The organism is Burkholderia sp. MSMB1588 (assembly GCF_001546925.1).
Taxonomy (GTDB): domain Bacteria; phylum Pseudomonadota; class Gammaproteobacteria; order Burkholderiales; family Burkholderiaceae; genus Burkholderia; species Burkholderia humptydooensis.
Window position 1 is genome coordinate 2,151,804 of record NZ_LNJS01000001.1, and the last position, 26,541, is coordinate 2,178,344.

Genomic DNA, 26,541 nt, shown 5'->3' on the forward strand with positions numbered 1-26,541 from the left:
TCATGCGCGCTTCACCGGGCCGCGCACGGCCCGCCACGCAAGATCCTCAATCGGGCCGTATGCGGCGCCCGACATCGAATCGAACATGGATGTAATCGTCATCGGCGGCGGCATCGCCGGCATCGCCACCGCCTACCAGTTGCGCGCGGCCGGCCATCGCGTGTGCGTCGTCGAGCGCCACGCGACGGTCGCGCAAGGCGCGACCTACGGTCAGGGCGGCACGCTGCTGCCGACCCCGCTCGACGTCTGGTTCGGCCCGACCTTCATGCGCGAGCGGCGCGCGCAGAAGAGCGGCGTCGTCTACAAGCCGGGCCTCGACGGCGCGCTGCGGCGCTTCACGCGCCGCCTCGACGCGCTGCGCGAGCCCGCCGCGTTCGCCGCGCAGTACGCGAGGCTGCGGCCGCTCGTCGAGCTGTCGCGCGAGGCGATCGCCGACGTCGAAGCGCGCTTCGGTCTCGAATTCGAACAGAAGAGCGGCGTGCTGCACGTCGTGCGCGACGCGGCCGAATGGGACGCGACGCAGCCCGCGCTCGACCTGATGCGCGACCTCGGCCAGCCTTACGAGACGCTCGCGCCCGACGCGTGCGCGGCGCTCGAGCCGTCGATGCCGGCCGATCCCGCGTTCGCGGGCGGCGTGCTGTTCGCGCAGGAGCGCACCGCGAACTGCCCGCTCTTCGCGAAGCTCGTCAAGCAGGTGCTCGACGAGCGCGACGTGCAGTTCCGGCTCGGCCGCGCGGTCGCCGCGATCCGCACCGACGCGACGCGCGCGGCCGTCGAGCTCGCGCCCGACCCGGCCGATCCGCGCGCGGCGAAATCGAAGGAAGTCGACGTGATCTCGGCCGACGCGATCGTCGTCGCGGCGGGCACGGAAAGCCTCGCGCTCGTCGAGCCGCTCGGCGTGCGCGCGCCGCTGCATCCGGTGCGCATCCACACGCTGACGGCGCCCCTCGCGTACGAGGAGCACGCGCCGCATCTGAGCATCGTCGACTCGGTCAAGCGGATCGCGATCACGCGGCTCGGCCAGCGGCTGCGGATCGGCGGCGGCGCCGTGCTGCAAAGCGCGCGGGATCTCGCGCGGCCGCTGCCCGAGCCGCTGTCCGAGGCGGCGCTCACCCTCCTCGGCCAGGCGACGCACGACTGGCTGCCCGGCACCGCGAAGATCTCCGCCGCGCGCGCGTGGCAAGGCGCGAAGCTGCTGTCGCCGGACGGCCTGCCCGTCGTCGGGCCGACCGCCGATCCGCGGGTCTTCGTCAACTTCGGCCACGGCCCGGCGGGCTGGGGCCTCGCGTTCGGGTCTGCTAAAGTGGTGGCAGATGACCTCGGCGGCAGCGCGCAGCGCGTGCCCGCCGACACGCTCGCCGCGCTGCGCGCGGAGCGCTTTGCCACCTGACGCCGTTGCCGCCGCGCGCGGGCGGCGCGTGATCGCGAGCCGCCCATGATCCTGTCCGCCGATTCCCCCCTGCCCCATTCGTCCGAACCGTTCGACTTGCCGCCGCTTCACGCGAGCGAGCCGCTTCTGACCATCGCCGAGCTGCGCGACATCGAAACCGCGGCGGCCGCCGCGCTGCCGCCCCACACGCTGATGGAGCGCGCGGGCAAGTCGGCCGCGCAATGGCTCGCGGCGCGGCTCGTCAGCGATCCGCGGCCCGTCTGGTTCGCGGTCGGCCCCGGCAACAACGGCGGCGACGCGCTCGTCGCCGCGGCCGAGCTGCGCCGGCTCGGCTTCGCGGCCGACGCCTGGATGCCGATCGAAGTGAAGCCCGGCGACGCGCGCTGGGCGCTAGAGCGCGCGCGCGCGGCGAACGTGCCGATCGACGAGGCGGCGCCCGAATCGTTCGACGGCTACGGCTGGCTCGTCGACGGCCTGTTCGGCATCGGGCTCGCGCGGCCGCTCGACGGCGCGTTCGCCGCGATCGCGCAGCGCATCGCGGCGCGCGCGCGGCGCACCGGCCGCGTGCTCGCGCTCGACGTGCCGAGCGGCCTCGACAGCGACACCGGCACGCGCGTCGGCGGCGGGAGCGCCGTCGCGGCCACCGACACGCTGTCGTTCATCGCCGCGAAGCCCGGCCTCTACACCGGCGACGGGCGCGACCTCGCGGGCGAGATTCACGTCGCGCCCCTCGATCTCGGCGAGCCGCCCGCGCCCGCGATCCGGCTGAACGCACCCGGGCTCTTCGATGCGCGCCTGCCGCCGCGCGCGTTCGCGTCGCACAAGGGCACGTACGGCAGCATCGCGATCGTCGGCGGCGACACGGGCATGTGCGGCGCGCCGATCCTCGCCGCGCGCGCGGCGCTCTTCGCGGGCGCGGGCAAGGTCCACGTCGGCTTTGTCGGCGCGGGCGCGCCGCCGTACGATCCGCCGTATCCGGAGCTGATGCTGCATCCGGCCGACGCGCTGCCGAGCGCGTCGCTCACCGCGCTCGCGATCGGCTGCGGGCTCGGCGCGAGTGAGCGGGCCGCGCGCACGCTCGCGGCGCTGCTGCCGCTCGATGCGCCGAAGCTCGTCGATGCGGACGCGCTGAACCTGATCGCGAACACGCCCGCGCTCGCCGACGCGCTCGCCGCGCGCGGCCGCGCGGGTGACGCCGCCGTCCTCACGCCGCATCCGCTCGAAGCCGCGCGCCTGCTCGCCACCGACGCGGCCGCCGTCCAGCGCGACCGTATCGCCGCCGCGCGCGCGCTCGCCGCGCGCTTTTCGGCGGTCGTCGTGCTGAAGGGGGCGGGCACCGTGATCGCGGCGCCCGACGGCCGTATCGCGATCAATCCGACCGGCAACGCGGCGCTCGCCACGGGCGGCACGGGCGACGTGCTGGGCGGCCTGATCGGCGCGTTTCTTGCGCAGCGCATGCCGCGCTACGAAGCGGCGCTTGCCGGCGTCTATCTGCACGGGCTCGCCGCCGAGCGGCTGTGCGCGGCTGGCGCGGGCCCCGCGGGCCTCGCCGCGGGCGAGCTCGCGGCCGCCGTGCGCGTGCTCGTCAATCGGCTGTTTTATACGCGACCCGCCGCACCGGGCGAAGCGCCGCTATACTGATCGTCCCGCCGCCCAGGCGGGCTCCTCGTCCGCCTGCATGCCGCGCGCCGGCGCGCAGGCGCAGCCCTCCCCCGGTTCATGCTGTTTCGCTCCTGATTGCCATGACGCTGAATTCGCTCCCCGTTTGGCCCGCGCTGCAAGCGCACTACGAAGAGATCCGCGACGCGCATCTGCGCGACTGGTTCGCCCCCGCCAACGATCGCGCGCCGACGCGCGCCGAACGCTTCACGTTCGAAGGCGGCGGCCTCGCCGCCGATTTCTCGAAGAACCGCATCACCGACGCGACGCTCGCCCTCCTCGTGCAGCTTGCGCGCGAAGCGGGCGTCGAGGCGCGCCGCGACGCGATGTTCGCGGGCGAAACCGTGAATCCGACTGAAGGACGCGCGGCGCTGCACACCGCGCTGCGCGCGAATGCGCCCGACGCGCCGTTTCACGCGCAGCTCGCGGCCGAGCGCGCGAAAATGGCGCGCTTCGCCGACGCGGTGCGCAGCGGCGCATGGACAGGCCACACCGGCAAGCGTATCCGCCACGTCGTGAACATCGGCATCGGCGGCTCGGACCTCGGGCCGAAGATGGTCGTCCACGCGCTGCACCACGTCGCGACGCCCGACATCGCGACGCACTTCGTGTCGAACGTCGACGGCGCGGACCTCGCGCGCGTGCTCGAGCAGATCGATCCGCAGGAAACGCTCGCGATCATCGTGTCGAAGACCTTCACGACGCTCGAGACGATGACGAACGCGCGCTCGCTGCGCGACTGGTTCGTCGCGAACGGCTGCCCGGAGAGCGCGCTCGCGAAGCACTTCGTCGGCGTGTCGGCGAATCCCGCCGAGGTCGTCAGGTTCGGCATCGCCGAGGCGAACGTGTTCGAGATGTGGGACTGGGTCGGCGGCCGCTATTCGTTGTGGTCGGCGGTCGGCCTGTCGATCATGATCGCGATCGGGCCCGAGCGCTTCGACGAACTGCTCGCCGGCGCGCACGACATGGACGAGCACTTCCGCACCGCGCCGCTCGAGCGCAACCTGCCGGTGCTGCAGGGTCTCGTCGGCATCTGGTATCGGAATTTCTTCGGCGCGCAGAGCTATCTCGTCGCGCCGTACTCGGAGGCGCTGCATTACCTGCCGTCGTACCTGCAGCAGCTCGAGATGGAGAGCAATGGCAAGTCCGCGCGAATCGACGGCGCGTTCGTCGATTACCCGACGTCCGCCGTCACGTGGGGCGAGCCCGGCACGAACGGCCAGCACGCGTTCTTCCAGATGCTGCACCAGGGCCCGACGCTCGTGCCGATCGATTTCATCGCGGTGCTCACGCCCGAGCATCCGCTCGCGAGCCATCATCCGAAGCTGCTCGCGAACTGCTTCGCGCAGAGCGAGGCGCTGATGCTCGGCCGCACGCTCGACGAAGCGCGCAAGATCGCCGGCCCGACCAAGCCCGAGCTCGCGCCGCACCTGACGTTCCCCGGCAACCGGCCGACGACGACGCTTCTCGTCGACGCACTCACGCCGCGCACGCTCGGCGCGCTGATCGCGCTGTACGAGCACAAGGTGCTCGTACAGGCGGCGGTGTGGAACATCAATCCGTTCGACCAGTGGGGCGTCGAGCTCGGCAAGATTCTGGGCAAGGTCGTCGAGGCGGACCTGACGGCCGCGCAGGCCGATCCGGCAAAGCACGATTCGTCGACGTCGGCGCTGATCGCGCGCGCAAGGAAGGCGTTGGGCGAATAACGCATGCGCCCACGCGGGCGGCGGCGAGAGCGCGGCCGCTGCGCTCGTGCGGCTCGGGGCGCGCGCCGCGTCAGCTCGCTTGCTGCCGCGCGCGGTCCGCGCCGCGCAGATGCCCCGCGTCGAGCACGACCGTCGCCCCGCAGCGGCGCGCGAGCTCCGGATCGTGCGTGACGAGCACGAGCGTCGCGCCGTGCGCGCGATTGAGCTCGAACATCAGATCGATGACCGCATGGCCCGTCGCCGCATCGAGGCTGCCCGTCGGCTCGTCGGCGAACAGGAGCGCCGGACGCGTGACGAACGCGCGCGCGAGCGCGACGCGCTGCTGCTCGCCGCCCGACAGCAGCTTCGGATAGTGCCCCGTGCGGGCGCCGAGTCCGACCTCTTCGAGCAGCGCGCGCGCGCGCTGCGCAGCCTCGTGCGCGCCGACGCCGCCCTGCAGCTCGAGCGGCAGCATCACGTTCTCGAGCGCGGTCAGATGCGGCATCAACTGGAACGACTGGAACACGAAGCCCACGGCGCCGTTGCGCAGCGCCGCGCGCGCGTCCTCGTCGAGCCGGCCGAGATCCTGACCGAACAGGCGAACCGTGCCCTCGGTCGCGCTGTCCAAGCCGGCGAGCAGGCCGAGCAGCGTCGACTTGCCCGACCCGGACGCGCCGACGATCGCGACGCTCTCGCCCGCGCGGACCGTCAGGTCGATGCCGTCGAGGATTGTCAGCTCGCCTGCGGCATCGGCGACACGCTTGCACACATTCCGCACTTCGATGATCGGATCGGTAATCTTGAGCATGAAACGCACATTTCACTGGAAGGTCGGCGCGACGCTCGCCGTGATCGTGGCGCTCGCGGGCGCGGCATCCGCCGCAACGAATGCCGCGCCCGCGCCGAACGCCAACGGCAGCAAGCCGGTGATCCTCGTGCTCGGCGACAGCCTGTCGGCCGAGTACGGCCTGCCGCGCGACACGGGTTGGGTCGCGCTGATGCGCGCGCGCCTCGCGGCCGAGCGAATCGATTATAACGTCGCGAACGCGAGCATCTCCGGCGACACGACGAGCGGCGGCCGCGCGCGGCTGCCCGCGGCGCTCGCGCGGCTCAAGCCCGCCGTCGTTGTCGTCGAGCTCGGCGCGAACGACGCGCTGCGCGGCGTGCCGCTTGCCGCGACCGAAAGCAACCTGCGCGAGATCGTCGCGCAGGCACGGCAGGCACGCGCGCAGGTGCTGCTCGTCGGCATGTACGTGCCGGCGAACTACGGGCCGGACTACACGCAGAAATTTCACGGCGTCTACACGGCGCTGTCGAAGGAAATGCGCGTGCCGCTCGTGCCGTTCCTGCTCGCCGGCATCGAAAACAAGCCCGACATGTTCCAGGCCGACCAGATCCATCCGACGCAGGCCGCGCAGCGCCAGTTGCTCGACAACGTGTGGCCGACCCTCAAGCCGCTGTTGCGGACGTCGGCGCGCTGACCGCGCCGCGCCGGCGCTCGATGCGTCGATGCGGCGATTCGTCTGTCCGTCGACCGTCTCGGACCGGCCGATGCCGTCAGACAGCCGCTTCGGCTTCGCGCCCCGCATCGCCCGGCGCGAAACCCGACCCCGAACACCCGGCCCCGCACACCCGCCGAAACGAAACAGCCCCGCGCGATGGCGGGGCTGTTCCTTCTCGAACGAGCGCGCTGGCGCGCCGTCGTCCGCCGTCAGTTCGAGCCGTCCTGCGCGCCGCCGGCGGTCGAGCCGTACAGCTTGACCTTCGAGCGAGCGCGCAGCGACGCGAGATACGCTTCCGTCTCGCTTTGCGCATACACCTGCGCGAGCTGCTGCTGAGCGGCCGCGAGACGCTGATCGTCGGCGGGCGCAGCCGCGACCACCGAATTCACGCGGAAGATCGCATAGCCGTCGTTGCCGAGATCGACGCCGACATAGGCAGGCAACGTCTTCGGATCGACCTTGTAGATCGCGCTGACGGCCGCCGGCGGCAAGCCGTGCGCCTGCGTGCGCGAGATCTTGTCGGCCGCGGCGAAGCCCGCCGTCGACTTCGACTTGCGCAGCTCCGCGAGCTTCGCTTCGCCGTCCTGCTTCGCGAGACGCGCCGCCTCGTCGGCAACCACCTTCGCGCGCACCCGGTCCTTGATCGCGTCGAGCGCGGGCACGGTCGACGGCTGGTGATTCGTCACGCGCGCGGCGATCAGCGTGTTGTTGCCGACGTCGATCGCCTGCGTGTTGTTGCCGTTCTTCACCGAATCGGCGGCGAACACGGCCGCGAGGAACTTCGCGTTGTTGAGCGGGCTGTCGGGCGGCAGCGCCGGGTTCGGCTGCGGCGACACCGCCGCGGTCTGGATCGTCAGCTTGTACTTGTCGGCGGCGGGCTGCAGGCTCTTCGCCTTCTCGTAGACGGTCGACGTGAAGCCTTCCGCGTTGTCGGCGAACGCCTTCGCCGCGAATTGCTGCTTCAGGTCCGCCGCGATCGAATCCTTCACTTCGGCGAGCGGCTTCACGACGGCCGGCTTCACGTCGGTCGCCTTCAGGATGTGAAAGCCGAAGTCGCCCTGCACGACGCCGCTGACTTCGTCCTTCTTCAACGCGAACGCGGCATCGTCGAACGCTGCGCCGCCCGCCGTCGAGCCGCGCGTGATGAAGCCGAGATCGCCGCCCTTCGCCGCCGACGGCGCGTCCTGCGAGTTCTTCTCGGCGATTTGCGCGAACTGGTCCGGGTGCGCCTTCACTTCGGCGAGCAACTGCTCGGCCTTCGCCTTCGCGGCGGCCTTGTCGGCCGCGCTCGCGTCCTTCGCCGCCGCGATGAAGATATGGCTCACGCGCACTTGCGCATCGGTGCGGTAGTGCGCGATGTTGTCGTCGTAGTACTTCTTGATGTCGATGTCGCTCGGCTGCGCCGCCGCAACGGCCGCCGCCTGCGAGTAGACGAGATACTGGATCGTCGCCGTCTCGCGCGTCGCGAACGCCTGCTTGTGCGCGTCGTAGTAGGCGGAGATCTGTGCGTCGGTCGGCTGCACCTTCGCCGCGTAGTCGGCCGGCTTCAGCACCATCGGCTGCACTTCGCGCTGCTGCTCGGCAAGTTCGGTCAGGCGGCGCGCGATGCTCTTCGGCGTGAACGCGCTCGCCACGATGCTGGCCGGAATCTGCTGCAGCGCGAGGTTGTAGCGCACGCGCTCCTGGTATTGATCGGGCGTCATGCCCTGCATCGCGAGCATCTGCGTGTAGCGCTCGGCGTCGAACGAGCCGTCCGGCTTCTTCAGCGACGCGATCACGGGGTCGCTCAACAGCGTCTGGCGCACCGCGCCGTCCGACGCGGTCAGATGCAGGCGCTGCGTCTCGTCGGCGAGCGCGCGCTGCTGGATCAGCCCGTCGAGGAGTTGCTGGCGGCGCTCCGGCGTATCGAACGCCTTCGCGTCGAACTGCGCGCCCAGCATCTGGCGCGCCTGGTCGACCTGCTGGCGCAGCATGCCGTCGAATTCGGCGCGCGTGATCTTGTGCCCGTTGACGGCCGCGACGTTCGCGTTTTCGTCGAAGAACCCACGGAAACCCTGAATGCCGACGATCCCTAGCCCCGGCAGCACGATCAGGAGCAGGAAGAACATCATCAGGCGCTGGTGATTGCGAAAGAAATCGAGCATGCGTGACGGCGTGAACTGGACAAAACGCCCGATATTACAACAGCAGGCAAGAAAAAAGGCGAACCGGAGTTCGCCTTTCGGGATGATGGCGGAGCGGACGGGACTCGAACCCGCGACCCCCGGCGTGACAGGCCGGTATTCTAACCGACTGAACTACCGCTCCTTGGTCTTGCTTGCGTGCAGGGCACGCGCAACCTTGCGGCGCGCCGAGGCGCCGATCGAAGGCGCGCCCGGCTGGGCCCAGCAGCTACCGCGACAGCGCGGCCAATCTGCAATGGTATCCGAAGTTGTCGCCTGCACGCAATATCGACGTGCCTGCAGATCACGATCGATAAACTTCAGGTTCTCGGGCCCGAAACTTCGGCGCGGGTCGCGCAGCCGCCTCGGCATTCTCGCGGCGTCTTCGCCCACCATGCGCCGGCGGCCCGCCGACCACGAAGACACACGGGCGAAAAACCGTGACGCTCAATCGGGATCGTCGACAGTCGCCGTGCCGGCCAGCACCGCATCGGGCGGCACGGGCGGCTCCGCCGCGGCGGCCGAAAACTGCTCGAGCGCCTCGTAGACGTGACACGCATAGACGACGGCCGGCCCGCCGCCCATCATCACCGCGACGCCCGCGGCGTCGAGAATCTCGTGATCGGATGCGCCCGCGCGCAATGCTTCGTGCACGTAGTAGCCGATGCAATCGTCGCATTGCGTCGCAACCGCGATCGCGAGCGCGATCAGCCGCTTGCCGCGCTCGTCGATCGCGCCGGCCGCGAGCGCCGGCTGATGCATCCGGGAGAATCCGTCGAGCGTCGGCCCGAGCGGGCTGTTCGCCAGCTTGCCCAGCGTCAGTTGAAATTCGTGATATTGCTCGGGATAGGTCTTGCTCATCATCGGTCTCCATGCGGCCCGTCGAGGCCGGCCGCAGCATGTCCGCGCCACGCATCGCGCGCTCGCCGATGCCGGCGCGCGCCCGGCAAGCCCCGGCAAAACCATTGCGCGGCACGGCCGAATCGCGACGATGCGTTCGCCACGAACCGATTGTCGGCGGGCGGGCGCGCTGCCGATTGACGCATGTCAACACGGCGCGGCGCATCGGAAGTTCACGTGTGGGCGCACCTGGAGCCGAACCATCGCGCGAGAGGCGGCAGGCGGCATCCACGAACGCCGAATCGCCGAACTCAACGCGCCGAGACGCAGCAACCGCCCAAAAGAAAGAAGAAGCAAATTGGCGATCTCGATCGCCTTGTCGCGCACCCAGGGCGTCATGTTGCGCATCGACGCCGGATAGCGATCGACGGTCCACGGCATGTTGCCTCCACACCCGACAGCGAATGGTTGGAACCCCTTCGAACGTGCGGCTCGCCCCGGGGCCCCGGGCGGCGCACACGCGACGCCCGCGAGTCGCTATCGACGCCAATACGCCCGCACGAGCTGCTCGTCCGGACTGTATTTCAGGTCGAGCGAGCCCTGATACGCGGACTTCAGCGCCGAGCCGAGATTGCGCGCCAGATGGACATCGGTCGTGGTCACGACCGTCGCGCCGTCGTCCGTGTCGATCGACATGATCCGCTGCATCGGATGCTCGGCCCGCGCCTGTTCCTCGCGACTGCGGAGCAACTGGAGCAGCTCGGACCAATGCTCGCTCGCAAACGGCCCGTCGATATGGAGATAGCCGGCCGGCATGTTCTCCGCGCTGCGCCGACAGGCGCCGCATAGATGCTCGTGCGCGCCGTCGGGACGCGCGAGCCACTGCCAGCGCCCGGCGCTGAAGACCGCGCCGCAGGTGGGGCACACCGTCGGCTCGTGCAGTTTGCGACGCATCGCATAGGGATCTTGCGCGAGGCCAGGATAGACCTCTTCGTGACTGCCTGCCTTGAAAGGCCGCGTGCGACGGTTCATGGAGACGCTCCTTGCATGATGCCGAACGAGTGCAACGACAGCTCCAGCCTATGGCGGCCGCTCGCGCCCACGTTGACCTGAGTCAACGAAGCCATGCCGGGCGCCCGGGCAGGCGCAATGCGCGCCGCGATGCGCATGCCCGCGCAACCGATCGACGTTGATCGGCGTCAAACCGCCATTCGCGCCGCGACGAACAATGAAGGCGTCGCCGCCCGCCAGGTCAGCGTGATCCTCGACGACAAGCACAAGCACCAGCGCAAGCCCTTCGACGTGCACGTCGACGTGACGATTCCGGGGATCGAGATCGTGTCCAATCGCGAGTCCGACGAGGACGTGTACGTCGCGCTGCGCGATGCGTTCGGCAATGCCGAGCGAATGCTCGACGATGCGGTGAGCAAGCGCCGCGACCGGGCGAGACAGTCCGCGTAGCGGCGCGCGACCAAGAACACCGCCGGCGACGTCCCAAAAAAGCAAAAACCCGCAAAGCCAATCGCCATGCGGGTTTCGATTACTGCTGCAATCTTCTTCGAGCTGCGTCGAACGCGTGTCGCGAAACGGAAATGGTGGGTGCTGAGAGGCTCGAACTCCCGACCTACGCCTTGTAAGGGCGCCGCTCTACCAACTGAGCTAAGCACCCGCTCCGGATTCACGCCGTTCTCGATCGGAGCATCGCACCCCTCACGCAGCGAGCCTGCTAGTTTAGCGCAACCTTCCCCTCTTTACCAGCACCAAATTCTGATCCGCACCCGGCCCGTCCGCCGCTACTTGTGCGGAAGAAACACGCCGGCGGCACATCGCGCGAGAAAAACTCGACCCGAAGCAGGAAGTCGCACTCGCCGCCGGCAGCCAACCCTCCGATACCAACGCCCACCCGCCGCGCAAAAACAAAGCCCACGGCCTTGCGGCCGTGAGCTTGTTCGGTGAAACGCAACCGCTCGCGCGGGCGCTCAGTGCTTGACGACTTCGGTCGAGCCGGCTTCCTTCGCGGATTCCGCGACAGGCGCCGCCGCCTTCGCCTCTTCCTCGGGCAGCGCGTTCGGCAGACGTTCGAGCGCGAGCTCGAGCACCTTGTCGATCCAGCGAACCGGCACGATCTCGATCGCGTTCTTCACGTTGTCCGGAATGTCGGCGAGATCCTTCACGTTCTCTTCCGGAATCAGCACGAGCTTGATGCCGCCACGGTGCGCGGCGAGCAGCTTCTCCTTCAGCCCGCCGATCGGCAGCACTTCGCCGCGCAGCGTGATCTCGCCCGTCATCGCGACGTCGGCGCGCACCGGAATGCCCGTCAGCACCGACACGAGCGCCGTCGTCATCGCGATGCCGGCGGACGGACCGTCCTTCGGCGTCGCGCCTTCCGGCACGTGGATGTGGATGTCCTGCTTGTCGAACGCCTCATCCTTGATGCCGAGCCGGCGCGAGCGCGAGCGCACGACCGAGCGCGCGGCCTCGACCGATTCCTTCATCACGTCGCCGAGCGAGCCCGTGCGGATCACGTTGCCCTTGCCGGGCATCACGGCCGCCTCGATCGTCAGCAGATCGCCGCCCACCTCGGTCCATGCGAGACCCGTGACCTGGCCGACCTGGTTCTCCTTCGCGGCAAGACCGAAATCGTACTTGCGCACGCCGAGGAACGTATCGAGGTTCTCGCCGTCGACCTTGACCGCACCCGATGCCTTCTTCAGCAGCAGCATCTTCACGACCTTGCGGCAGATCTTCGACACCTCGCGCTCGAGCGAACGCACACCGGCTTCGCGCGTGTAGTAGCGGATAATGTCGCGGATCGCCTGCTCGGCGACCTCGATCTCGCCTTCCTTCAGGCCGTTGTTCTTCTTCTGCTTCGGCAACAGGTAGCGCTGCGCGATGCTGACCTTCTCGTCCTCGGTATAGCCCGACAGGCGGATCACTTCCATCCGGTCGAGGAGCGGCGGCGGAATGTTCAGCGAGTTCGACGTCGCGACGAACATCACGTCCGACAGGTCGAAATCGACCTCGACGTAGTGATCGGCGAACGTGTGGTTCTGTTCCGGATCGAGCACTTCGAGCAGCGCCGACGACGGATCGCCGCGGAAATCCATCCCCATCTTGTCGACTTCGTCGAGCAGAAAGAGCGGATTGCGCACGCCGACCTTCGACAGGCTCTGCAGGATCTTGCCCGGCATCGAGCCGATGTAGGTCCGGCGGTGACCGCGAATCTCGGCCTCGTCGCGCACGCCGCCCAGCGCCATCCGGACGAACTTGCGGTTCGTCGCGCGCGCGATCGACTGGCCGAGCGAGGTCTTGCCGACGCCCGGAGGCCCGACGAGGCAGAGGATCGGCGCCTTCACCTTGTCGACGCGTTGCTGCACCGCAAGATACTCGAGGATCCGTTCCTTGACCTTCTCGAGGCCGAAGTGATCCTCGTCGAGGACCTTCTCGGCGTTCGCGAGATCGTTGTTGACCTTGCTCTTCTTGCGCCACGGCAGCGCGATCAGCGTGTCGATGTAGTTGCGCACGACGGTGGCTTCCGCCGACATCGGCGACATCAGCTTCAGCTTCTTGAGCTCGGCATCGGCCTTCTTCTTCGCTTCCTTCGGCATGCGCGCGGCGTTGATGCGCTTCTCGAGTTCCTCGAGATCCGCGCCCTCCTCGCCTTCGCCCAGTTCCTTCTGGATCGCCTTGACCTGCTCGTTCAGGTAGTACTCGCGCTGGCTCTTCTCCATCTGGCGCTTCACGCGCCCGCGGATGCGCTTCTCGACCTGCAGGATGTCGATCTCGGCCTCGAGCTGCGCAAGCAGGTGCTCAAGACGCTCGATGACCGGGAACATCTCGAGGATGTGCTGCTTCTGGTCGAGCTTGAGCGGCAGGTGCGCGGCGATCGTGTCCGCAAGACGGCCCGCCTCGTCGATGCCCGACAGCGATGTCAGGATCTCGGGCGGAATCTTCTTGTTCAGCTTCACGTACTGGTCGAACTGCGAGACGATCGCGCGGCGCAGCGCTTCCGTCTCGGCGCTGTCGGCGTGATCCGGCTCGAGCGGCATCACCTCGCACGAGAACTGCGTCTCCTGCTCTTCGATCGACAGCGCCTGCGCGCGCTGCAAGCCCTCGACGAGCACCTTCACGGTGCCGTCGGGCAGCTTCAGCATCTGCAGGATGTTCGCGATGCAGCCGACGTCGTACATGTCCTTTTCGGTCGGCTCATCCTTCGCGGCAGTCTTCTGCGCGACGAGCATGATGTGCTTGCCGCCCTCCATCGCCACTTCGAGGGCCTTGATCGACTTCGGCCGGCCCACGAAGAGCGGAATCACCATGTGCGGGAAAACGACGACATCCCGCAGCGGCAGCAGTGGGAGCGTAGTGCGTTCCGGCGGGAGAAGTTGGGTGCCTGACATTTCATTTCCCCATGAGTGGAATCAATTGTTCGGTAAGTAAGGCCGGCATAGCGGATTGCAAGCCTTCAGCGCGTGGGAAATATTCAGTAAAAAAGTTACCGTACGGTACGAGTCAGAGTTACCCACAAGATAAACGAAAAAAAGCCGTTCACGATTCCATGAACGGCTTTTTTGCACACGAAACGTCAAAGCCGGTCAATTCGAACCCGCCACTTTCGGCGTGTCCTCATAGATGAGTAACGGCTTACCGTCTCCTTCGATGACATTGTCGTCGATGATCACCTTGCTGACCCCCTTGAGGGTCGGCAGTTCGTACATCACGTCGAGGAGCGCCTGCTCGATGATCGAGCGCAGCCCGCGCGCGCCCGTCTTGCGGCGAATCGCCTTGCGGGCGACCGCCTGCAGCGCGTCCGGACGAATTTCGAGTTCGACCCGCTCCATCGCGAACAGCTTCTGGTATTGCTTGACGAGCGCGTTCTTCGGCTCGACGAGAATCTTCATCAGCGCGGCTTCGTCGAGCTTGCCGAGCGTCGCGACGACGGGCAGCCGGCCGATCAGCTCGGGGATCAACCCGAATTTGATCAGGTCTTCCGGCTCGACCTCGCGCAGCACCTCGCCCGCGTCCCGCTCCTGCTTGCTCTTCACGGTCGCGCCGAAACCGATGCCCGTCTTCTCGGTGCGATCGGTGATCACCTTCTCCAGGCCGTCGAACGCGCCGCCGCAGATGAACAGGATGTTGGTCGTGTCGACCTGGATGAAATCCTGGTTCGGATGCTTGCGGCCGCCCTGCGGCGGCACCGACGCCATCGTGCCCTCGACGAGCTTCAGCAGCGCCTGCTGGACGCCCTCGCCCGACACGTCGCGGGTGATCGACGGGTTGTCCGACTTGCGGCTGATCTTGTCGATCTCGTCGATGTAGACGATCCCGCGCTGCGCCTTCTCGACCTCGTAGTTGCAGTTCTGCAGCAGCTTCTGGATGATGTTCTCGACGTCCTCGCCGACATAGCCGGCTTCCGTCAGCGTGGTCGCATCGGCGATCACGAACGGCACGTTCAGCAGGCGCGCGAGGGTCTGCGCGAGAAGCGTCTTGCCAGAACCCGTCGGGCCGATCAGCAGGATGTTGCTCTTCGACAGCTCGACGTCGTCCTTCTTGTCGAGATGCTTCAGGCGCTTGTAGTGGTTGTACACGGCGACGGCGAGGATCTTCTTCGCGCGCTCCTGGCCGATCACGTACTGATCGAGGATGTCGCGAATCTCCTGCGGGCTCGGCAGGTCGGATTTGGACAGGCTGGCTTCGACACCCGCCGCGGCCGCTTCGTCCCGGATGATCTCGTTGCACAAATCGATGCATTCATCGCAGATGAACACCGACGGCCCCGCGATGAGTTTCTTCACCTCATGCTGGCTTTTGCCGCAAAACGAGCAATACAACAGCTTCTCGCTGTTCGAACCTTTCTTGTCCGCCATGAATGTAGAGCCTCCGGACACGTGAGTTACATGATACGCCGTTTGTCCCCGGCACCATGACCTGGTAAATACTCGGGAAACGCCGGCATGTTCTTTTGCCGCAGATGCTCGGGGCGCGTGGCGGGCGCCGCTCCTATTGGGGCGGCACCCCACTAAAGCTTACGGACGCTTCGTCGACACGTGGTCGATCAGCCCATACGCCTTCGCATCTTCGCTGGACATGAAATTATCACGGTCGGTGTCGCGCGCGATGCGCTCGACGTCCTGACCGGTATGGTGGGCGAGCAGGTGGTTCAGGCGGTCCTTCAGGTAGAGGATCTCGCGCGCCTGGATCTCGATGTCCGACGCCTGGCCGCGCGCGCCGCCGAGCGGCTGGTGGATCATCACGCGCGCGTTCGGCAGCGCGTAGCGCTTGCCCTTCGCGCCCGACGCGAGCAGGAACGCCCCCATGCTGGCCGCGAGGCCCATGCAGAGCGTCGACACGTCCGGCTTCACGAACTGCATCGTGTCGTAGATCGCCATCCCCGCCGACACCGAGCCGCCCGGGCTGTTGATGTACAGGCTGATGTCCTTGTCGGGATTCTCGCTTTCGAGGAACAGGAGCTGCGCGACGACGAGATTCGCCGTCTGGTCGTTGACCTCGCCGACCATGAACACGATGCGCTCTTTCAGGAGCCGCGAGTAGATGTCGTACGAACGCTCGCCGCGGCCGCTCGTCTCGACGACGATCGGCACGAGCCCGAGCGCTTGCGCCTCGAAATCCCGCGGGGCTTGCGAAGCCAACGTGTCCAGCAATTGAGCGCGATTAATCATTCAATGAGCCTTGTCCGAGAATGAGTATTGAACGGCAGGAAACGAGCCGGGGAGCGTCGCACACGCGGCGCGGCGCCGCGCCGATGAAAAAACGGCGTGCGGGCCGTCGTCGCTCCGACAGCCGGCACGCCGCTAGAGCGAAACTTACGCTTGCGCCGTTGCGCTCGCCAGTGCTTCGAAGCTTACTTCCTTGTCCGTCACCTTCGCCTTGCCCAGCACGAAATCGACGACGTTGCTCTCAACAACGAACGCTTCCATTTCGGCGAGGCGCTGCTGATTCGAATAATACCAGCGGACCACTTCCTTCGGGTCCTCGTAGCTCTTCGCGAATTCGTCGACTTCCGCGCGGATCTGCTCGGGCTTCGCCTCGAGGCCGTTCGCCTTCACCAACTCGGCGAGCACGAGGCCGAGCTTCACGCGGCGCTCGGCCTGCTCGGCGAACATCTCGACCGGAATCGGCGCGTCCTTCGCGTTCGGCACGCCGCGCTGCGCGAGGTCCTGGCGGGCCATCTCGACAAGGCGCTGCTGGTCCTGCTCGATGAGCGCCTTCGGCACGTCAAGCTCGGAGATCTTCAGGAGCGCGTCCATCACCTGGTTCTTCACGATCGACTGCGTGCGGCGCTTCGCCTCGCGCTCGAGGTTTTCCTTGATCTCGCCGCGCATCTTCGTCAGATCGCCGTCCTCGATGCCGAGCGACTTCGAGAAATCGGCGTCGATCGCGGGCAGGTGCGGCCACTCGACCTTCTTCATCGTGACCGTGAACTGCGCGGTCTTGCCCGCCACGTCCTTGCCGTGATAGTCGTCCGGGAACTTCAGGTCGAATTCGCGCGGCTCGCCCGCCTTCAGGCCGAGCGCCGCCGTCTCGAATTCGGGCAGCATCCGCCCTTCGCCGAGCACGAACACGAAGTCTTCGGCCGTGCCGCCCTGGAACGCGACGCCGTCGATCTTGCCGACGAAGTCGACCGTCACGCGGTCGCCGTTCTGCGCGGCCGTGTCCGCGCCGCCGTCGCCGTGCTCGCCGCCTTCGCCGCGCGCGTGGAAGTGCACGCGCTGCTTGCGCAGAATGTCGAGCGTGCGGTCGATCTCGGCGTCGCCGATCGTCGTCGTCGAGCGCTCGACTTCAGCCGCCGCCAGATCGCCGATCTTCACTTCCGGATACACCTCGAACGTCGCGTCGAACGCGTACGCGCCCTCTTCCGCCGCATCCTGCTTCGGCGCAAAGCTCGGCTGACCCGCGACGCGCAGGTTTTCCGCACGGCTGATCGTGAAGAATTCCTGACCGATCTTGTCGCTCAGCACCTCTGCCTCGACCTGGCCCGCATACTGCTGCGTGACCATCTTGAGCGGCACCTTGCCCGGGCGGAAGCCCGGCATGCGCACGTTCTTCGCGAGTTTCTGGATACGGGCGTCGATCTCCTTCTGCACGACATCCTTCGGCAGGGAGATCGTCACGCGGCGTTCGAGCTTGCCGAGGTTTTCAACAACGTTAGCCATGGCTTCAATCGTCCTAAAATTATTCGAGCGAATCGGTTTTTCCTTGCCGTGCCAGCCTTGCGGCGGACGCGCCGTCGCGCACCGCCGTCTCGCTCATGCGGGCGCAGTCGGGCGCGGTCCGCGCCCGACTGCGCGTGCGCCGCATGCGAGCCGTCGGCGGCTTGAAGCACGGCTTTGGCCGGAAGAATCGGCTATTCTAGCAAACTATTTTCCCCTCACCGCGAGTTCGGGCAGTGGCGCGCCGCAGCATCGTCGCGCGTCGCCGCCAGCCGCATGCCGCCGCGCGATCCCGGACATGCGCGCCGCCATATCCCGCACGCGCCAGCCATCCGGTAAGCTCCCTTCACGGTCGTCGCCCGCCCTCGCGCCGCACGCGTGCGCATGCATGCGCCGTGCCCGCCGCCCCGCGCGAACCGCCCGCCATCACGAACCGCATCCGGAGACACCATGCCGCCGCCCTCGCCCGTCGTCGTCATTGCGCCCGATTCGTTCAAGGGCTCGCTGTCCGCCGAGCAGGCCGCGGACGCGATCGCGGCCGGCGTCGCGCGGGCGCGCCCCGACGCCGTCGTCCGGCGCCGGCCGATGGCGGACGGCGGCGAAGGCACGCTCGATGCGCTGCTCGCGCACGGCGGCACGCGTCGAACGCTGCGCGTGCCGGGCGCGTCGCTCGCGCCGCGCGACGCCGCCGTCGGCCTCATCGACGCGCGCACGGCGATTGTCGAGACGGCGGAGATCGTCGGCATCACCGATCCGGCCGGCATGCGCCTACCCGTTGCCGCGCGCAGCACGCGCGGGCTCGGCGACGCGATCCGCGCGCTTCTCGACGACGGCGTGCGCACGTTCTACGTCGCGCTCGGCGGCAGCAGCACGAACGACGCCGGCGCGGGCCTCCTGGCCGGCCTCGGCCTGCGCGCATTCGATGCGCACGGCCGCGAGATCGAGCCGACGCCCGAGCGGCTCGCGCACGTCGCGAGCGTCGACGTCGCCGGGCTCGACGCGCGCGTGGCCGACGCGTCGTTCGTCGCGATGTCCGACGTCGACAACCCGCTCACCGGCGAGCACGGCGCGACCGCCGTGTTCGGCCCGCAAAAGGGCGTGACGCCCGCGCAGGTCGCGCCGCTCGACGCCGCGCTCGGCCATTTCGCGACGCTCGTCGAAGCCGCGCTCGAGGGCCGCTCCACCGGGGCTTCCGCCCGTCGCGCCCGCGACTTGCCCGGCGCCGGCGCGGCGGGCGGGCTCGGCTTCGCGCTGCACGTGCTCGGCGCGCGCTTCGAGCCGGGCGCCGAAGTCGTCGCTCGGCAGATCGGGCTCGATGCGGCGCTCGCGGGCGCGAACTGGATGATCACGGGCGAAGGCCGCTCGGATGCGCAGACGCTGCACGGCAAGGCGCCGTTCGTCGCGTGCCGGCATGCGCGCGCGGCGGGCGTGCCGGCGACACTGCTGTCGGGCGCCATCGACACGGCAGCGCTGCCGCAATTGTCCGAACATTTCGACGGCTGCTTCTCGCCGGCGCCCGGTCCGATCGCGCTCGACGCCGCGCTGCGCGACGCCGCGCGCCTCATCGAGAACGCGGCCGAGCAACTGACGCGGCTGCGCTACGGCCGCGCGTGACGGGCGCGGCGCGCGCGCCGCGAACCGCACCGTTGACCGCGCGCCGCGATGCGGCAACAATCGGGCCGCACCCCTCATTCAGGACACGACATGGCAGGCAGCAAAGTCGGGCTCGACCAGTTCATGACCTACCGGATGCACGTGCTGAACAAGCTGTCCGATCGCGGAATCGGCGAGCTGTATCAGACGAGGCTCGGCGTATCGCTGCCTGAGGCGCGGATCATCGCGTCGGTCGGCGCGTTCGGGCCGTTCTCGATCATGGAGCTCGCGCGGCGCGCGAACCTCGACAAAAGCCAGGCGAGCCGCGCGGCCGAGGCGCTGATCCGGCGCGGGCTCGTCAAGCGCGGCCCGAGCGACGACGACGGGCGCGTCGTGCTGATCGCGCTCACGCCGGCGGGCGCCGCGCTCAACCGGAAAATCATGCCGATCGCGCGCAAGTGGAACGCCACGCTGCTCGACTGCCTGAGCGAAAGCGAAAGGGCGGCGTTCAGTCGTGCGCTCGACAAGATCATCGCCGGCGCGCGCGAACGCGAGAATTGAGCGGCCGATCGCCCGCTGGCCCGTTGCCGCCGGTCGACCTGCCGGCGCAATCGGCGAACTGGCCGGCCGCCGCGCGACGCGTCACAGCCCGGAATTGAACGCCCGCTGGCGCAACAGCCCGAGCACCGCGTCGCAATACGGCGTCGGCACGCCCAGCTTGCGGCCGAGCTCCGGGAACACGCCGAGAATCGGCCCGACTTCGAGCGGCCGCCCCGCCTCCAGGTCCTGCAGCATCGACGTCCTGAACGCGCCCAACTGGCGCGTCACCGCGATCCGCTCGGCGCCGCTCATCCCCGCCGACAATCCGAGCCGCGCGCCGATCGCGTCGGCCTCCTCCATCATTCGCAGCGCGAGCGCGTTCGTATGCGGATCGTCGAGCAGGCGGTCCGCCGCCGAGCCCGTCAGCGCGCTCAGCGGATTCATGTTCATGTTGCCCCAGAGCTTCGCCCAGATGTCGGTGCGGATGTCGGCCGAGCGCTCGACGTCGAAGCCGCCCGCCGCAAGCGCGCCGGCGACGCGTGCGGCCGGATCGAGCAGCTCGGGGCGCGGCGCGCCGACGATCAGCCGGTTGCCGCGGCCGCGCACGACGACGCCCGGCTCGCGCGTCGCCGACGACAGGTGGACCACGCAGCCGATCGCGCGCGCGGGCGGCAGCGCCGCGGCCGTTACGCCGCCCGGATCGACCGCGTCGAGCACGGCGCCGTCGAGCGGACCGCCGAAGCCGTCGAAAAACCACCACGGCAGCCCGTTCATCGCGGCGACGACGGTCGTGCGCGGCCCGACGAGCGGCGCGATGCGCGCGGCGAGCGCCGGCAACGCCTGCGCCTTCAGCGCGACGACGACGTAGTCCTGTTCGCCGAGCACGCGCGCGTCGTCGCTCGCGCGCAGCGGGACCGCCGCTTCGTCGCCGGACTCGCCGACGATCCGCAGCCCGCGTTCGCGCAGCGCATCGAGCGTCGCGCCGCGCGCGAACGCGCTCAGGTCCCAGCCCGCGCGCGCAAGCGCCGCCGCGAACAGCCCGCCGATCGCGCCGATCCCGACGATCGCCGCGCGCACCGGTGCCCGATCCATATGCACCCCCTCCTCGTTCAATGAAGCGGCGAGCATAGAGCCAAATGGTTGCGTGCACAACCATCTGGTCGCGCACCGCGCGTCACTCGTCGATGTCGCGCGCCGCGCCGGCTCCCTCCGCGGCGCGATCGAGCTCGCCGAGCACGCCCGAAATCTGGCTCTTGTCGTGCATCCCGAGTTTGCGATACGCGCAGCGCAGATAGTGGCGCACGGTCGCGGGTGCGATCTCCATCTGCTGCGCGACCTCCTTGTGCGAGCGCCCCTCGCCGTAATAGCGGATCGCCGCGAGCTCGCGCGGACTCAGGCGATCGAGCAGCGAGCGCGGCCGCACCTCGAGCTGGAACAGTCCGGCGACGGGCACGCACCGCATGCGCAGCGCGTCGCCCAAATACGGCTGCGACGCGTGGCGGCGCAGGTGCTCGACGAGCGCGGGCGGCAGCCGCGAGCCGGCCCAGTCCGGCCACTCGGTGCGCAGCACCGCGCCGAAGCCGGCGTCCGCGTGATGCAGCACGCCGAAGTTGTCGCAGATCGCGCGCATCGTCGATGCGGCCGCCTCGCTGCGCAGGCGTGTGAGCTGCGCGGCGCGGTTGATCGTCAGCGCGGCCGTGAGGTGCGGAATCACGTCTTCGTAGCGGCGCGCGTCGTCTTCGGTGAACGGACGATTCAGGGCCTGCCGGTAGATCGACAGAAACGTCGTGAGTCCGAAACGCCGGTCGAGCGTGCACACGCACATCAGTTGCGCGAGCCCGTATTTGACGCACCAGTCGCGAAAACGCCCATCGAGCCCCGGCTCGACGACGGACAGGATCGCCGCCCGGCCGTATGCGCCATGCAAGGTCCGGTGCGCAAGCGGATCGCAGTCGCGCACGCGCTTCCAGTCGGGGAAGAACTCGTGCGGAAGCCGGTACAGATAGCTGTTGTGCATCACGGGGCCGGTCGGCGTGTGGTTCGCGACGCCTGTCCAGCCGGCGTCGAACGGCAGATAGCGCGACAGCAACTGAAAGAAGCGGCACTCGAACTCGCCGATCGACGCGCGGCTCGCGACCGCGTACAGATCGAGCAGGAACAGGCTCAGCTCGCGCGACGCCGGGCCGGGCGTCTGCGTGACGCCGTCGAAATCGCGCCGGCGCAACGCAAGCGGCGGCCACGCGGCTTCGTCGAGCACGATCGCCGCCGGCACGTCGCGCAGCGCATCGATGTCCTGCCGGAATCCCGCCCTGCTCGCCACCACTGACCGCTCCCTTGCCCGCTCGCAGCCGGCCTTGCGCGCTTCGATCGCTTCGCTGAGCGCTTGATTATAGCCGCCGGCTTTTTTGAAAACCGCCCGTGCGCGAACGCGCGAATGTCCCATCCATTTGAACGGTGTCGGCGCGCTGCCGCACCGCGTCATCGACGCCGTCGCGCCGCAGCCGCCCGCGCGCGCCGCGGCATGACGGCATTCAGGATGCCTGGAGGGTTTCCCGCACCGTTCATCTGAACGGCTTTGCAGCGACTTTGCCGCTACCGACACTGCGCACGCCCCCTCAAGAAAAACGATCACCCGGTTTGGAGAAACGAAGCGATGAAGACGTTCAGGTTCAGGAATACACGCCGACGACGCGCGCTCGCCGCAACCGCGACGCTCGCCGCGCTGTCCGGCCCGACGCACGCGCAGTCGACGCCCACGCTCTACGGCGTGGCCGACGCGGGCGTGCAGTATCTGTCGAACGCCGACGGCCGGCATGCCGCCTGGCAGTTGCAAAACTACGGAATCCTGCCTTCCCAGGTCGGCATCAAGGGCGAAGAGGATCTCGGCGGCGGCTGGCGGGCGCTCTTCAAGCTCGAGCAAGGCATCAACCTGAACGACGGCACGGCGACCGTGCCCGGCCATGCGTTCTTTCGCGGCGCGTACGTCGGCATCGGCGGCCCCGCCGGCACCGTCACGCTCGGCCGCCAGTTCAGCACGCTGTTCGACAAGACGCTCTTCTACGACCCGCTCTGGTACGCGTCGTACAGCGGCCAGGGCGTGCTCGTGCCGCTGTCCGCGAACTTCATCGACCACTCGATCAAGTTCCAGTCGGCGACGTTCGCGGGCTTCGACGTCGAGGCGCTCGCCGCGACGGCGGGCATCGCGGGCAATACGCGCGCCGGCCGCGTGCTCGAGCTGGGCGGCCAGTTCACGAGCAACGGCCTGTCGGCGAGCGCCGTGCTGCATCGGTCGCAGGGCACGGTCGACGGCGGCGTCGACCGCTCCGCGCAGCGGCGCGACATCGGCACGTTCGCCGCGCGCTATGCGTTCGCATCGCTGCCGCTCACCGTCCATGCCGGCGTCGAGCGCCTGACGGGCGATCTCGATCCCGCGCGCACGATCGTCTGGGGCGGCGCGCGTTACCAGACGAGCGGCCGCTTCGGCTTCGCGGGCGGCGTCTATCACACCGATTCGCCGACGCCACGGATCGGCCATCCGACGCTCTTCATCGCGAGCGCGACCTGTTCGCTGTCGAAGCGCACCGTCGCATACCTGAACCTCGGCTACGCGAAAAACAGCGACCGCAGCTCGCAGACCGTCTACGAATACGACCCGACGCCGCTCGCCGGCGCATCGCAGTTCGGCGCGATGCTCGGCATGTACCACGTCTTCTGAATCGAGCCCGCGAGATCACGACCATGACCATCAAGACATTGCTGCAAGAACCCGCGCTGCCGGGCGCGGCGCCGTCCGCCGACGCGCCCGATTTCACGAGCGGCACGCTCGCCGCGCTCGTCGCGTTCGCGGCGATCACGCCGCTCCTGCTGCTCGTCGCGCCGGCCGTGGCCGGCCAGCTCGGCGCGCAGCTCGGGTTGTCGGCGTCGCAGATCGGCACGTACTTCTTCGTCGAGCTGGGCGCGTTCAGCGCGGCGACGCTGCCGTCGTATCTATGGCTCGGCCGCATCGACGCGCGGCGCATCGCGTGGTGCGCGACCGCCGTGTTCTGCGCCGGCAATCTCGCGACCGCCGTGTGGATGCCGGGCTTCGCGCCGCTTCTCGCGCTGCGCGCGGCGACGGCGCTCGGCGGCGGCACGCTGATGGTGCTCTGCATGACGAGCGCCGCGGCGAGCGGCAACAGCGATCGCGTCTACGGGCTCTGGGTCGTCGGCCAGTTGGTCGCGGGCGCGGCCGGCCTGTTCCTGCTGCCGCACCTGTTCGGCGCGGTCGGATTGCGCGCGCTGTACGTCGTGCTCGCCACGCTCGCACTGTGCGCGGCGCCGCTCGCGAGCCGCTTTCCGGCCGTGCCGCACGCGCGGGCGCGGCACGCGTCGCACGCGCATCCGGCCGCGGCGCGCACGGCGGCCGCGCTCGCGGTCGGTGGGGTGCTGACGTTCTACCTCGCGATCGGCGGTGTATGGACCTTCGCCAGCAAAGCGGCGGCGGCCGTCGGCTTCGACGCGCAGGCGAGCGGCAACGTGCTCGCGATCGCGAGCCTGATGGGCATCGCGGGCGCGGCGCTCGCGTCGTATCTGGGCGGCCGCGCCGCGCGGCGCGCGATGCTGCTCGCCGGTTACGGAATCCTCGCCGCATCGCTCGTCGCGCTCGCCGCGGCGCCGAACGCAACCGGCTACACGATCGCGATCTTCGGCTTCAAGTTCGCGTGGACCTTCGTCCTGCCGTTCATCCTCGCGAGCGTCGCGGCCGTCGATGCGACCGGGCGCCTGATCGCGACGCTCAATCTCGTGATCGGCTCGGGGCTCGCCGCCGGGCCGCTCGCCGCCGGACTGCTGCTCGACGGCGGCGGCACGCTGCGCGCGCTGTTCTCGATCGCGGCCGCGGTCTCGGCCGCATCGCTCGCGACGATGCTGCGCGTCGAGCGCGACGCGCATTGACGCCTGATGCCGTTCCTTCCCCTCCTTCATCGCTTCGGCTCATCGCCATGACAAAAACCGCTTTCTTCACCGACGAACGCACTTTCTGGCACACGGGCGGCGCGCATGCGCTGTTCTTTCCGGTCGGCGGATGGGTGCAGCCGCCGTCGAGCGCGGGCTATGCGGAATCGCCCGACTCGAAACGGCGCCTGCTGTCGCTCGTGCACGCGTCGGGGCTCGCCGCGAGGCTCGACATGTCGAGCGCGCCCGCCGCAACCGATGACGATCTGCTGCGCATTCATCCCGCGCATTACCTCGACGCGTTCAAGCGCGCGAGCGATGCGGGCGGCGGCGACCTCGGCGAGCTCGCGCCGTTCGGGCGGGGCAGCTACGAGATCGCGGCGCTGTCGGCGGGGCTCGCGCTCGCCGCCGTCGACGCGGTGCTCGCCGAGCGCGCGGCGAACGCGTTCTCGCTGTCGCGCCCGCCCGGCCATCACTGTCTGCGCGACAAGCCGATGGGTTTCTGCCTGCTCGCGAACATTCCGATCGCAATCGAGGCCGCGCGCGCGAAGCATCGCGTCGAGCGCGTCGCGGTGATCGACTGGGACGTGCATCACGGCAACGGCACGCAGGCGATCTACTACGACGATCCCAACACGCTGACGATCTCGCTGCATCAGGACCGCTGCTTTCCGCCCGGCTACAGCGGCGCCGACGAGCGCGGCGCGGGCGCGGGTGCGGGCGCGAACGTCAACGTTCCGCTGCTCGCTGGCGCGGGCGACGATGCGTATCGCTACGCATTCGAGCGGATCGTGCTGCCCGCGCTCGACGCGTTCAGGCCCGACCTCGTCGTCGTCGCGAGCGGGCTCGACGCGAACGCGGTCGACCCGCTCGCGCGAATGCAGTTGCACAGCGACAGCTACCGGTTCATGACGCACGCGCTGAAGCAGGCCGCGCAGCGGCATTGCGCGGGGCGGCTCGTCGTCGTGCACGAAGGCGGTTATTCGGAGGCCTATGTACCGTTTTGCGGACAGGCGATCGTCGAGGCGCTGTCGGGCATGCGCACCGACGTCGCCGATCCGATGCTCGAACTTGCGATCGCGCAGCAGCCCGGCGAGCGCTTCAACGCGTTCCAGCGGCAACTGATCGACGAGATGGCGGCGCGCTTCGGTTATTGATCGAGCGGCCGAGGATCGGGCGGCGCGAAGCATGCCGATACGGCGCCGCGCGGCGCCGTTCGTCGATGGGCGTGGATGGGCGTCGACGATGCGCCGGTGCGCGTCGACAGAGACTTTCCGGCGCGTCGACGAAAACCGCGCCGATGCCGTTACACTCTCGTCCTCGTCAGTTTCGAACGCCCGACCCTCTCATGCAGTTGCCGAAGCGGCTCGCCGCCGCGTGTCTCGCCGCCGTTTTCCTGTCCGCCGCACCGCCCGCCGTCAGCAAGACGGCTTCCGAATCACTGATCGAGCGCCTCGTCGCGCTGATCGCCGACGCGCTGCCGTCGTCCGCGAAGGAAGCGCCGGCGGGACAGGTCGTCGAGGCCGCGTTCTCGCCGGACGGCGGCGCGGAAACGCTCGTGTTGAAGGTGATCGGCACCTCGCGCGCGTCGATCCGCCTCGCCGGCTATTCGTTCACGTCGCCGAAGGTCGTGCGCGCGCTCCTCGACGCGCGCCGCCGCGGCGTCGACGTCGCGATCGTCGTCGACAACGACGGCAATCGCTCAAGGGCGTCGAAGCAGGCGCTCAACCTGCTCGTCAACGCGAAAGTGCCGACGCGCACGATCGGCCGCTACGCGATCCATCACGACAAGTACATCGTCGTCGACGGCCGCCATGTCGAGACGGGGTCGTTCAATTTCAGCGCCGCCGCGGCCGCGCGCAACTCGGAAAACGTGCTCGTCGTCTGGAACAATCCGGCGCTCGCCGCGCAGTACCTGAAGCACTGGCAGAACCGGTACGATCAGGGGACCGATTATCGGTCGACTTATTGATCGGCTATCGGTCGGCTATCGGTCGGCTATCGGTCGGCTATCGGTCGGCTATCGGTCGGCGAAGGCTCGATGCTCGATCGCCGGCTCGCTCGCAC

General features: G+C 68.8%; 22 protein-coding genes and 2 tRNA genes. 11 read left to right on the forward strand and 13 right to left on the reverse strand.

The window, feature by feature from the left end; translation table 11 throughout:
- The first annotated feature begins 85 nt into the window (after nt 1-85).
- The 3 genes from WS92_RS21495 (at nt 86) to pgi (ending at nt 4,755) form a co-directional block, all read left to right on the forward strand.
- The gene (locus WS92_RS21495) at nt 86-1,390 is read left to right on the forward strand and encodes an FAD-dependent oxidoreductase (protein WP_059934625.1); all 1,305 of its coding nucleotides are present in this window, start codon (nt 86-88) and stop codon (nt 1,388-1,390) included.
- 45 nt (nt 1,391-1,435) lie between these two features.
- A complete protein-coding gene (locus tag WS92_RS21500; RefSeq protein ID WP_059934624.1) occupies nt 1,436-3,031 on the forward strand; it encodes an NAD(P)H-hydrate dehydratase in 1,596 nt (531 codons plus the stop codon).
- Nucleotides 3,032-3,132: 101 nt separating this feature from the next.
- Nucleotides 3,133-4,755, forward strand: coding sequence for a glucose-6-phosphate isomerase (gene pgi / locus WS92_RS21505; RefSeq protein ID WP_059934623.1), 1,623 nt, complete (start codon nt 3,133-3,135; stop codon nt 4,753-4,755).
- A gap of 70 nt (nt 4,756-4,825) precedes the next feature.
- Here pgi and WS92_RS21510 read toward each other — a convergent pair whose 3' ends face one another.
- On the reverse strand, nt 4,826-5,542 hold the full coding sequence (locus WS92_RS21510) for an ABC transporter ATP-binding protein (RefSeq protein WP_059934622.1): 717 nt from the start codon (nt 5,540-5,542) through the stop codon (nt 4,826-4,828).
- Between WS92_RS21510 and WS92_RS21515 the strand changes: the two genes are divergently transcribed.
- Nucleotides 5,541-6,215 (forward strand): arylesterase, encoded by a 675-nt coding sequence (locus WS92_RS21515; protein ID WP_006026156.1) that lies wholly within the window; start codon nt 5,541-5,543, stop codon nt 6,213-6,215. The two genes, WS92_RS21510 and WS92_RS21515, sit on opposite strands and share 2 nt — an antisense overlap.
- A gap of 230 nt (nt 6,216-6,445) precedes the next feature.
- Here the strand turns inward: WS92_RS21515 and WS92_RS21520 are convergent, their stop codons facing one another.
- The 5 genes from WS92_RS21520 to WS92_RS21540 all read right to left on the reverse strand — a co-directional run bounded on the left by WS92_RS21520 (nt 6,446) and on the right by WS92_RS21540 (nt 10,270).
- The gene (locus tag WS92_RS21520) at nt 6,446-8,380 is read right to left on the reverse strand and encodes a SurA N-terminal domain-containing protein (protein ID WP_015602446.1); all 1,935 of its coding nucleotides are present in this window, start codon (nt 8,378-8,380) and stop codon (nt 6,446-6,448) included.
- 86 nt (nt 8,381-8,466) lie between these two features.
- A tRNA-Asp gene (locus WS92_RS21525) sits at nt 8,467-8,543 on the reverse strand.
- Nucleotides 8,544-8,845: 302 nt separating this feature from the next.
- Nucleotides 8,846-9,364 (reverse strand): carboxymuconolactone decarboxylase family protein, encoded by a 519-nt coding sequence (locus WS92_RS37245; protein ID WP_308411156.1) that lies wholly within the window; start codon nt 9,362-9,364, stop codon nt 8,846-8,848.
- 81 nt (nt 9,365-9,445) lie between these two features.
- Nucleotides 9,446-9,679, reverse strand: a complete 234-nt coding sequence (locus WS92_RS21535) for a DUF2188 domain-containing protein (RefSeq protein WP_059934621.1) — start codon at nt 9,677-9,679, stop codon at nt 9,446-9,448.
- Nucleotides 9,680-9,775: 96 nt separating this feature from the next.
- Complete coding sequence (locus WS92_RS21540) at nt 9,776-10,270, reverse strand: BCAM0308 family protein (protein WP_006026152.1); 495 nt, start codon at nt 10,268-10,270, stop codon at nt 9,776-9,778.
- A 93-nt stretch (nt 10,271-10,363) separates the two neighbouring features.
- Between WS92_RS21540 and WS92_RS21545 the strand changes: the two genes are divergently transcribed.
- A complete protein-coding gene (locus tag WS92_RS21545) occupies nt 10,364-10,699 on the forward strand; it encodes an HPF/RaiA family ribosome-associated protein (RefSeq protein ID WP_059934620.1) in 336 nt (111 codons plus the stop codon).
- Nucleotides 10,700-10,831: 132 nt separating this feature from the next.
- Here the strand turns inward: WS92_RS21545 and WS92_RS21550 are convergent.
- The 5 genes from WS92_RS21550 to tig all read right to left on the reverse strand — a co-directional run bounded on the left by WS92_RS21550 (nt 10,832) and on the right by tig (nt 17,412).
- A tRNA-Val gene (locus tag WS92_RS21550) sits at nt 10,832-10,907 on the reverse strand.
- Between the two features lie 310 nt (nt 10,908-11,217).
- The gene (gene lon, locus WS92_RS21555) at nt 11,218-13,638 is read right to left on the reverse strand and encodes an endopeptidase La (protein WP_015600102.1); all 2,421 of its coding nucleotides are present in this window, start codon (nt 13,636-13,638) and stop codon (nt 11,218-11,220) included.
- Nucleotides 13,639-13,833: 195 nt separating this feature from the next.
- The gene (clpX, locus tag WS92_RS21560; RefSeq protein WP_004521258.1) at nt 13,834-15,105 is read right to left on the reverse strand and encodes an ATP-dependent Clp protease ATP-binding subunit ClpX; all 1,272 of its coding nucleotides are present in this window, start codon (nt 15,103-15,105) and stop codon (nt 13,834-13,836) included.
- A gap of 159 nt (nt 15,106-15,264) precedes the next feature.
- A complete protein-coding gene (gene clpP, locus WS92_RS21565; protein WP_006026149.1) occupies nt 15,265-15,918 on the reverse strand; it encodes an ATP-dependent Clp endopeptidase proteolytic subunit ClpP in 654 nt (217 codons plus the stop codon).
- Between the two features lie 144 nt (nt 15,919-16,062).
- Nucleotides 16,063-17,412 (reverse strand): trigger factor, encoded by a 1,350-nt coding sequence (tig, locus tag WS92_RS21570; RefSeq protein ID WP_006026148.1) that lies wholly within the window; start codon nt 17,410-17,412, stop codon nt 16,063-16,065.
- A 447-nt stretch (nt 17,413-17,859) separates the two neighbouring features.
- Between tig and WS92_RS21575 the strand changes: the two genes are divergently transcribed.
- Both WS92_RS21575 and WS92_RS21580 read left to right on the forward strand, forming a co-directional pair.
- The gene (locus WS92_RS21575; RefSeq protein ID WP_059934619.1) at nt 17,860-19,023 is read left to right on the forward strand and encodes a glycerate kinase family protein; all 1,164 of its coding nucleotides are present in this window, start codon (nt 17,860-17,862) and stop codon (nt 19,021-19,023) included.
- Nucleotides 19,024-19,113: 90 nt separating this feature from the next.
- Nucleotides 19,114-19,563, forward strand: a complete 450-nt coding sequence (locus tag WS92_RS21580; RefSeq protein WP_006026146.1) for a MarR family winged helix-turn-helix transcriptional regulator — start codon at nt 19,114-19,116, stop codon at nt 19,561-19,563.
- An 81-nt stretch (nt 19,564-19,644) separates the two neighbouring features.
- Here WS92_RS21580 and WS92_RS21585 read toward each other — a convergent pair whose 3' ends face one another.
- A complete protein-coding gene (locus WS92_RS21585; RefSeq protein WP_059934618.1) occupies nt 19,645-20,634 on the reverse strand; it encodes a 2-dehydropantoate 2-reductase in 990 nt (329 codons plus the stop codon).
- A gap of 82 nt (nt 20,635-20,716) precedes the next feature.
- Complete coding sequence (locus WS92_RS21590) at nt 20,717-21,862, reverse strand: helix-turn-helix transcriptional regulator (protein WP_059934617.1); 1,146 nt, start codon at nt 21,860-21,862, stop codon at nt 20,717-20,719.
- Between the two features lie 333 nt (nt 21,863-22,195).
- Between WS92_RS21590 and WS92_RS21595 the strand changes: the two genes are divergently transcribed.
- The 4 genes from WS92_RS21595 (at nt 22,196) to WS92_RS21610 (ending at nt 26,446) form a co-directional block, all read left to right on the forward strand.
- A complete protein-coding gene (locus WS92_RS21595; RefSeq protein WP_059934616.1) occupies nt 22,196-23,257 on the forward strand; it encodes a porin in 1,062 nt (353 codons plus the stop codon).
- 23 nt (nt 23,258-23,280) lie between these two features.
- Nucleotides 23,281-24,474 (forward strand): MFS transporter, encoded by a 1,194-nt coding sequence (locus WS92_RS21600; protein ID WP_059934615.1) that lies wholly within the window; start codon nt 23,281-23,283, stop codon nt 24,472-24,474.
- Between the two features lie 47 nt (nt 24,475-24,521).
- Complete coding sequence (locus tag WS92_RS21605) at nt 24,522-25,631, forward strand: class II histone deacetylase (RefSeq protein ID WP_059934614.1); 1,110 nt, start codon at nt 24,522-24,524, stop codon at nt 25,629-25,631.
- A 191-nt stretch (nt 25,632-25,822) separates the two neighbouring features.
- Nucleotides 25,823-26,446 (forward strand): phospholipase D family nuclease, encoded by a 624-nt coding sequence (locus WS92_RS21610; RefSeq protein ID WP_006026140.1) that lies wholly within the window; start codon nt 25,823-25,825, stop codon nt 26,444-26,446.
- Nucleotides 26,447-26,541: the final 95 nt, after the last annotated feature.

Coding starts and splice junctions, on each gene's coding strand:
- WS92_RS21495 (WP_059934625.1), top strand. CDS start 86: ATGGATGTAATCGTCATCGGCGGCGGCATCGCCGGCATCGCCACCGCC.
- WS92_RS21500 (WP_059934624.1), top strand. CDS start 1,436: ATGATCCTGTCCGCCGATTCCCCCCTGCCCCATTCGTCCGAACCGTTC.
- pgi (WP_059934623.1), top strand. CDS start 3,133: ATGACGCTGAATTCGCTCCCCGTTTGGCCCGCGCTGCAAGCGCACTAC.
- WS92_RS21515 (WP_006026156.1), top strand. CDS start 5,541: ATGAAACGCACATTTCACTGGAAGGTCGGCGCGACGCTCGCCGTGATC.
- WS92_RS21510 (WP_059934622.1), bottom strand. CDS start 5,542: ATGCTCAAGATTACCGATCCGATCATCGAAGTGCGGAATGTGTGCAAG.
- WS92_RS21520 (WP_015602446.1), bottom strand. CDS start 8,380: ATGCTCGATTTCTTTCGCAATCACCAGCGCCTGATGATGTTCTTCCTG.
- WS92_RS37245 (WP_308411156.1), bottom strand. CDS start 9,364: ATGGTTTTGCCGGGGCTTGCCGGGCGCGCGCCGGCATCGGCGAGCGCG.
- WS92_RS21535 (WP_059934621.1), bottom strand. CDS start 9,679: ATGCCGTGGACCGTCGATCGCTATCCGGCGTCGATGCGCAACATGACG.
- WS92_RS21540 (WP_006026152.1), bottom strand. CDS start 10,270: ATGAACCGTCGCACGCGGCCTTTCAAGGCAGGCAGTCACGAAGAGGTC.
- WS92_RS21545 (WP_059934620.1), top strand. CDS start 10,364: ATGCCGGGCGCCCGGGCAGGCGCAATGCGCGCCGCGATGCGCATGCCC.
- lon (WP_015600102.1), bottom strand. CDS start 13,638: ATGTCAGGCACCCAACTTCTCCCGCCGGAACGCACTACGCTCCCACTG.
- clpX (WP_004521258.1), bottom strand. CDS start 15,105: ATGGCGGACAAGAAAGGTTCGAACAGCGAGAAGCTGTTGTATTGCTCG.
- clpP (WP_006026149.1), bottom strand. CDS start 15,918: ATGATTAATCGCGCTCAATTGCTGGACACGTTGGCTTCGCAAGCCCCG.
- tig (WP_006026148.1), bottom strand. CDS start 17,412: ATGGCTAACGTTGTTGAAAACCTCGGCAAGCTCGAACGCCGCGTGACG.
- WS92_RS21575 (WP_059934619.1), top strand. CDS start 17,860: ATGCCGCCGCCCTCGCCCGTCGTCGTCATTGCGCCCGATTCGTTCAAG.
- WS92_RS21580 (WP_006026146.1), top strand. CDS start 19,114: ATGGCAGGCAGCAAAGTCGGGCTCGACCAGTTCATGACCTACCGGATG.
- WS92_RS21585 (WP_059934618.1), bottom strand. CDS start 20,634: ATGGATCGGGCACCGGTGCGCGCGGCGATCGTCGGGATCGGCGCGATC.
- WS92_RS21595 (WP_059934616.1), top strand. CDS start 22,196: ATGAAGACGTTCAGGTTCAGGAATACACGCCGACGACGCGCGCTCGCC.
- WS92_RS21600 (WP_059934615.1), top strand. CDS start 23,281: ATGACCATCAAGACATTGCTGCAAGAACCCGCGCTGCCGGGCGCGGCG.
- WS92_RS21605 (WP_059934614.1), top strand. CDS start 24,522: ATGACAAAAACCGCTTTCTTCACCGACGAACGCACTTTCTGGCACACG.
- WS92_RS21610 (WP_006026140.1), top strand. CDS start 25,823: ATGCAGTTGCCGAAGCGGCTCGCCGCCGCGTGTCTCGCCGCCGTTTTC.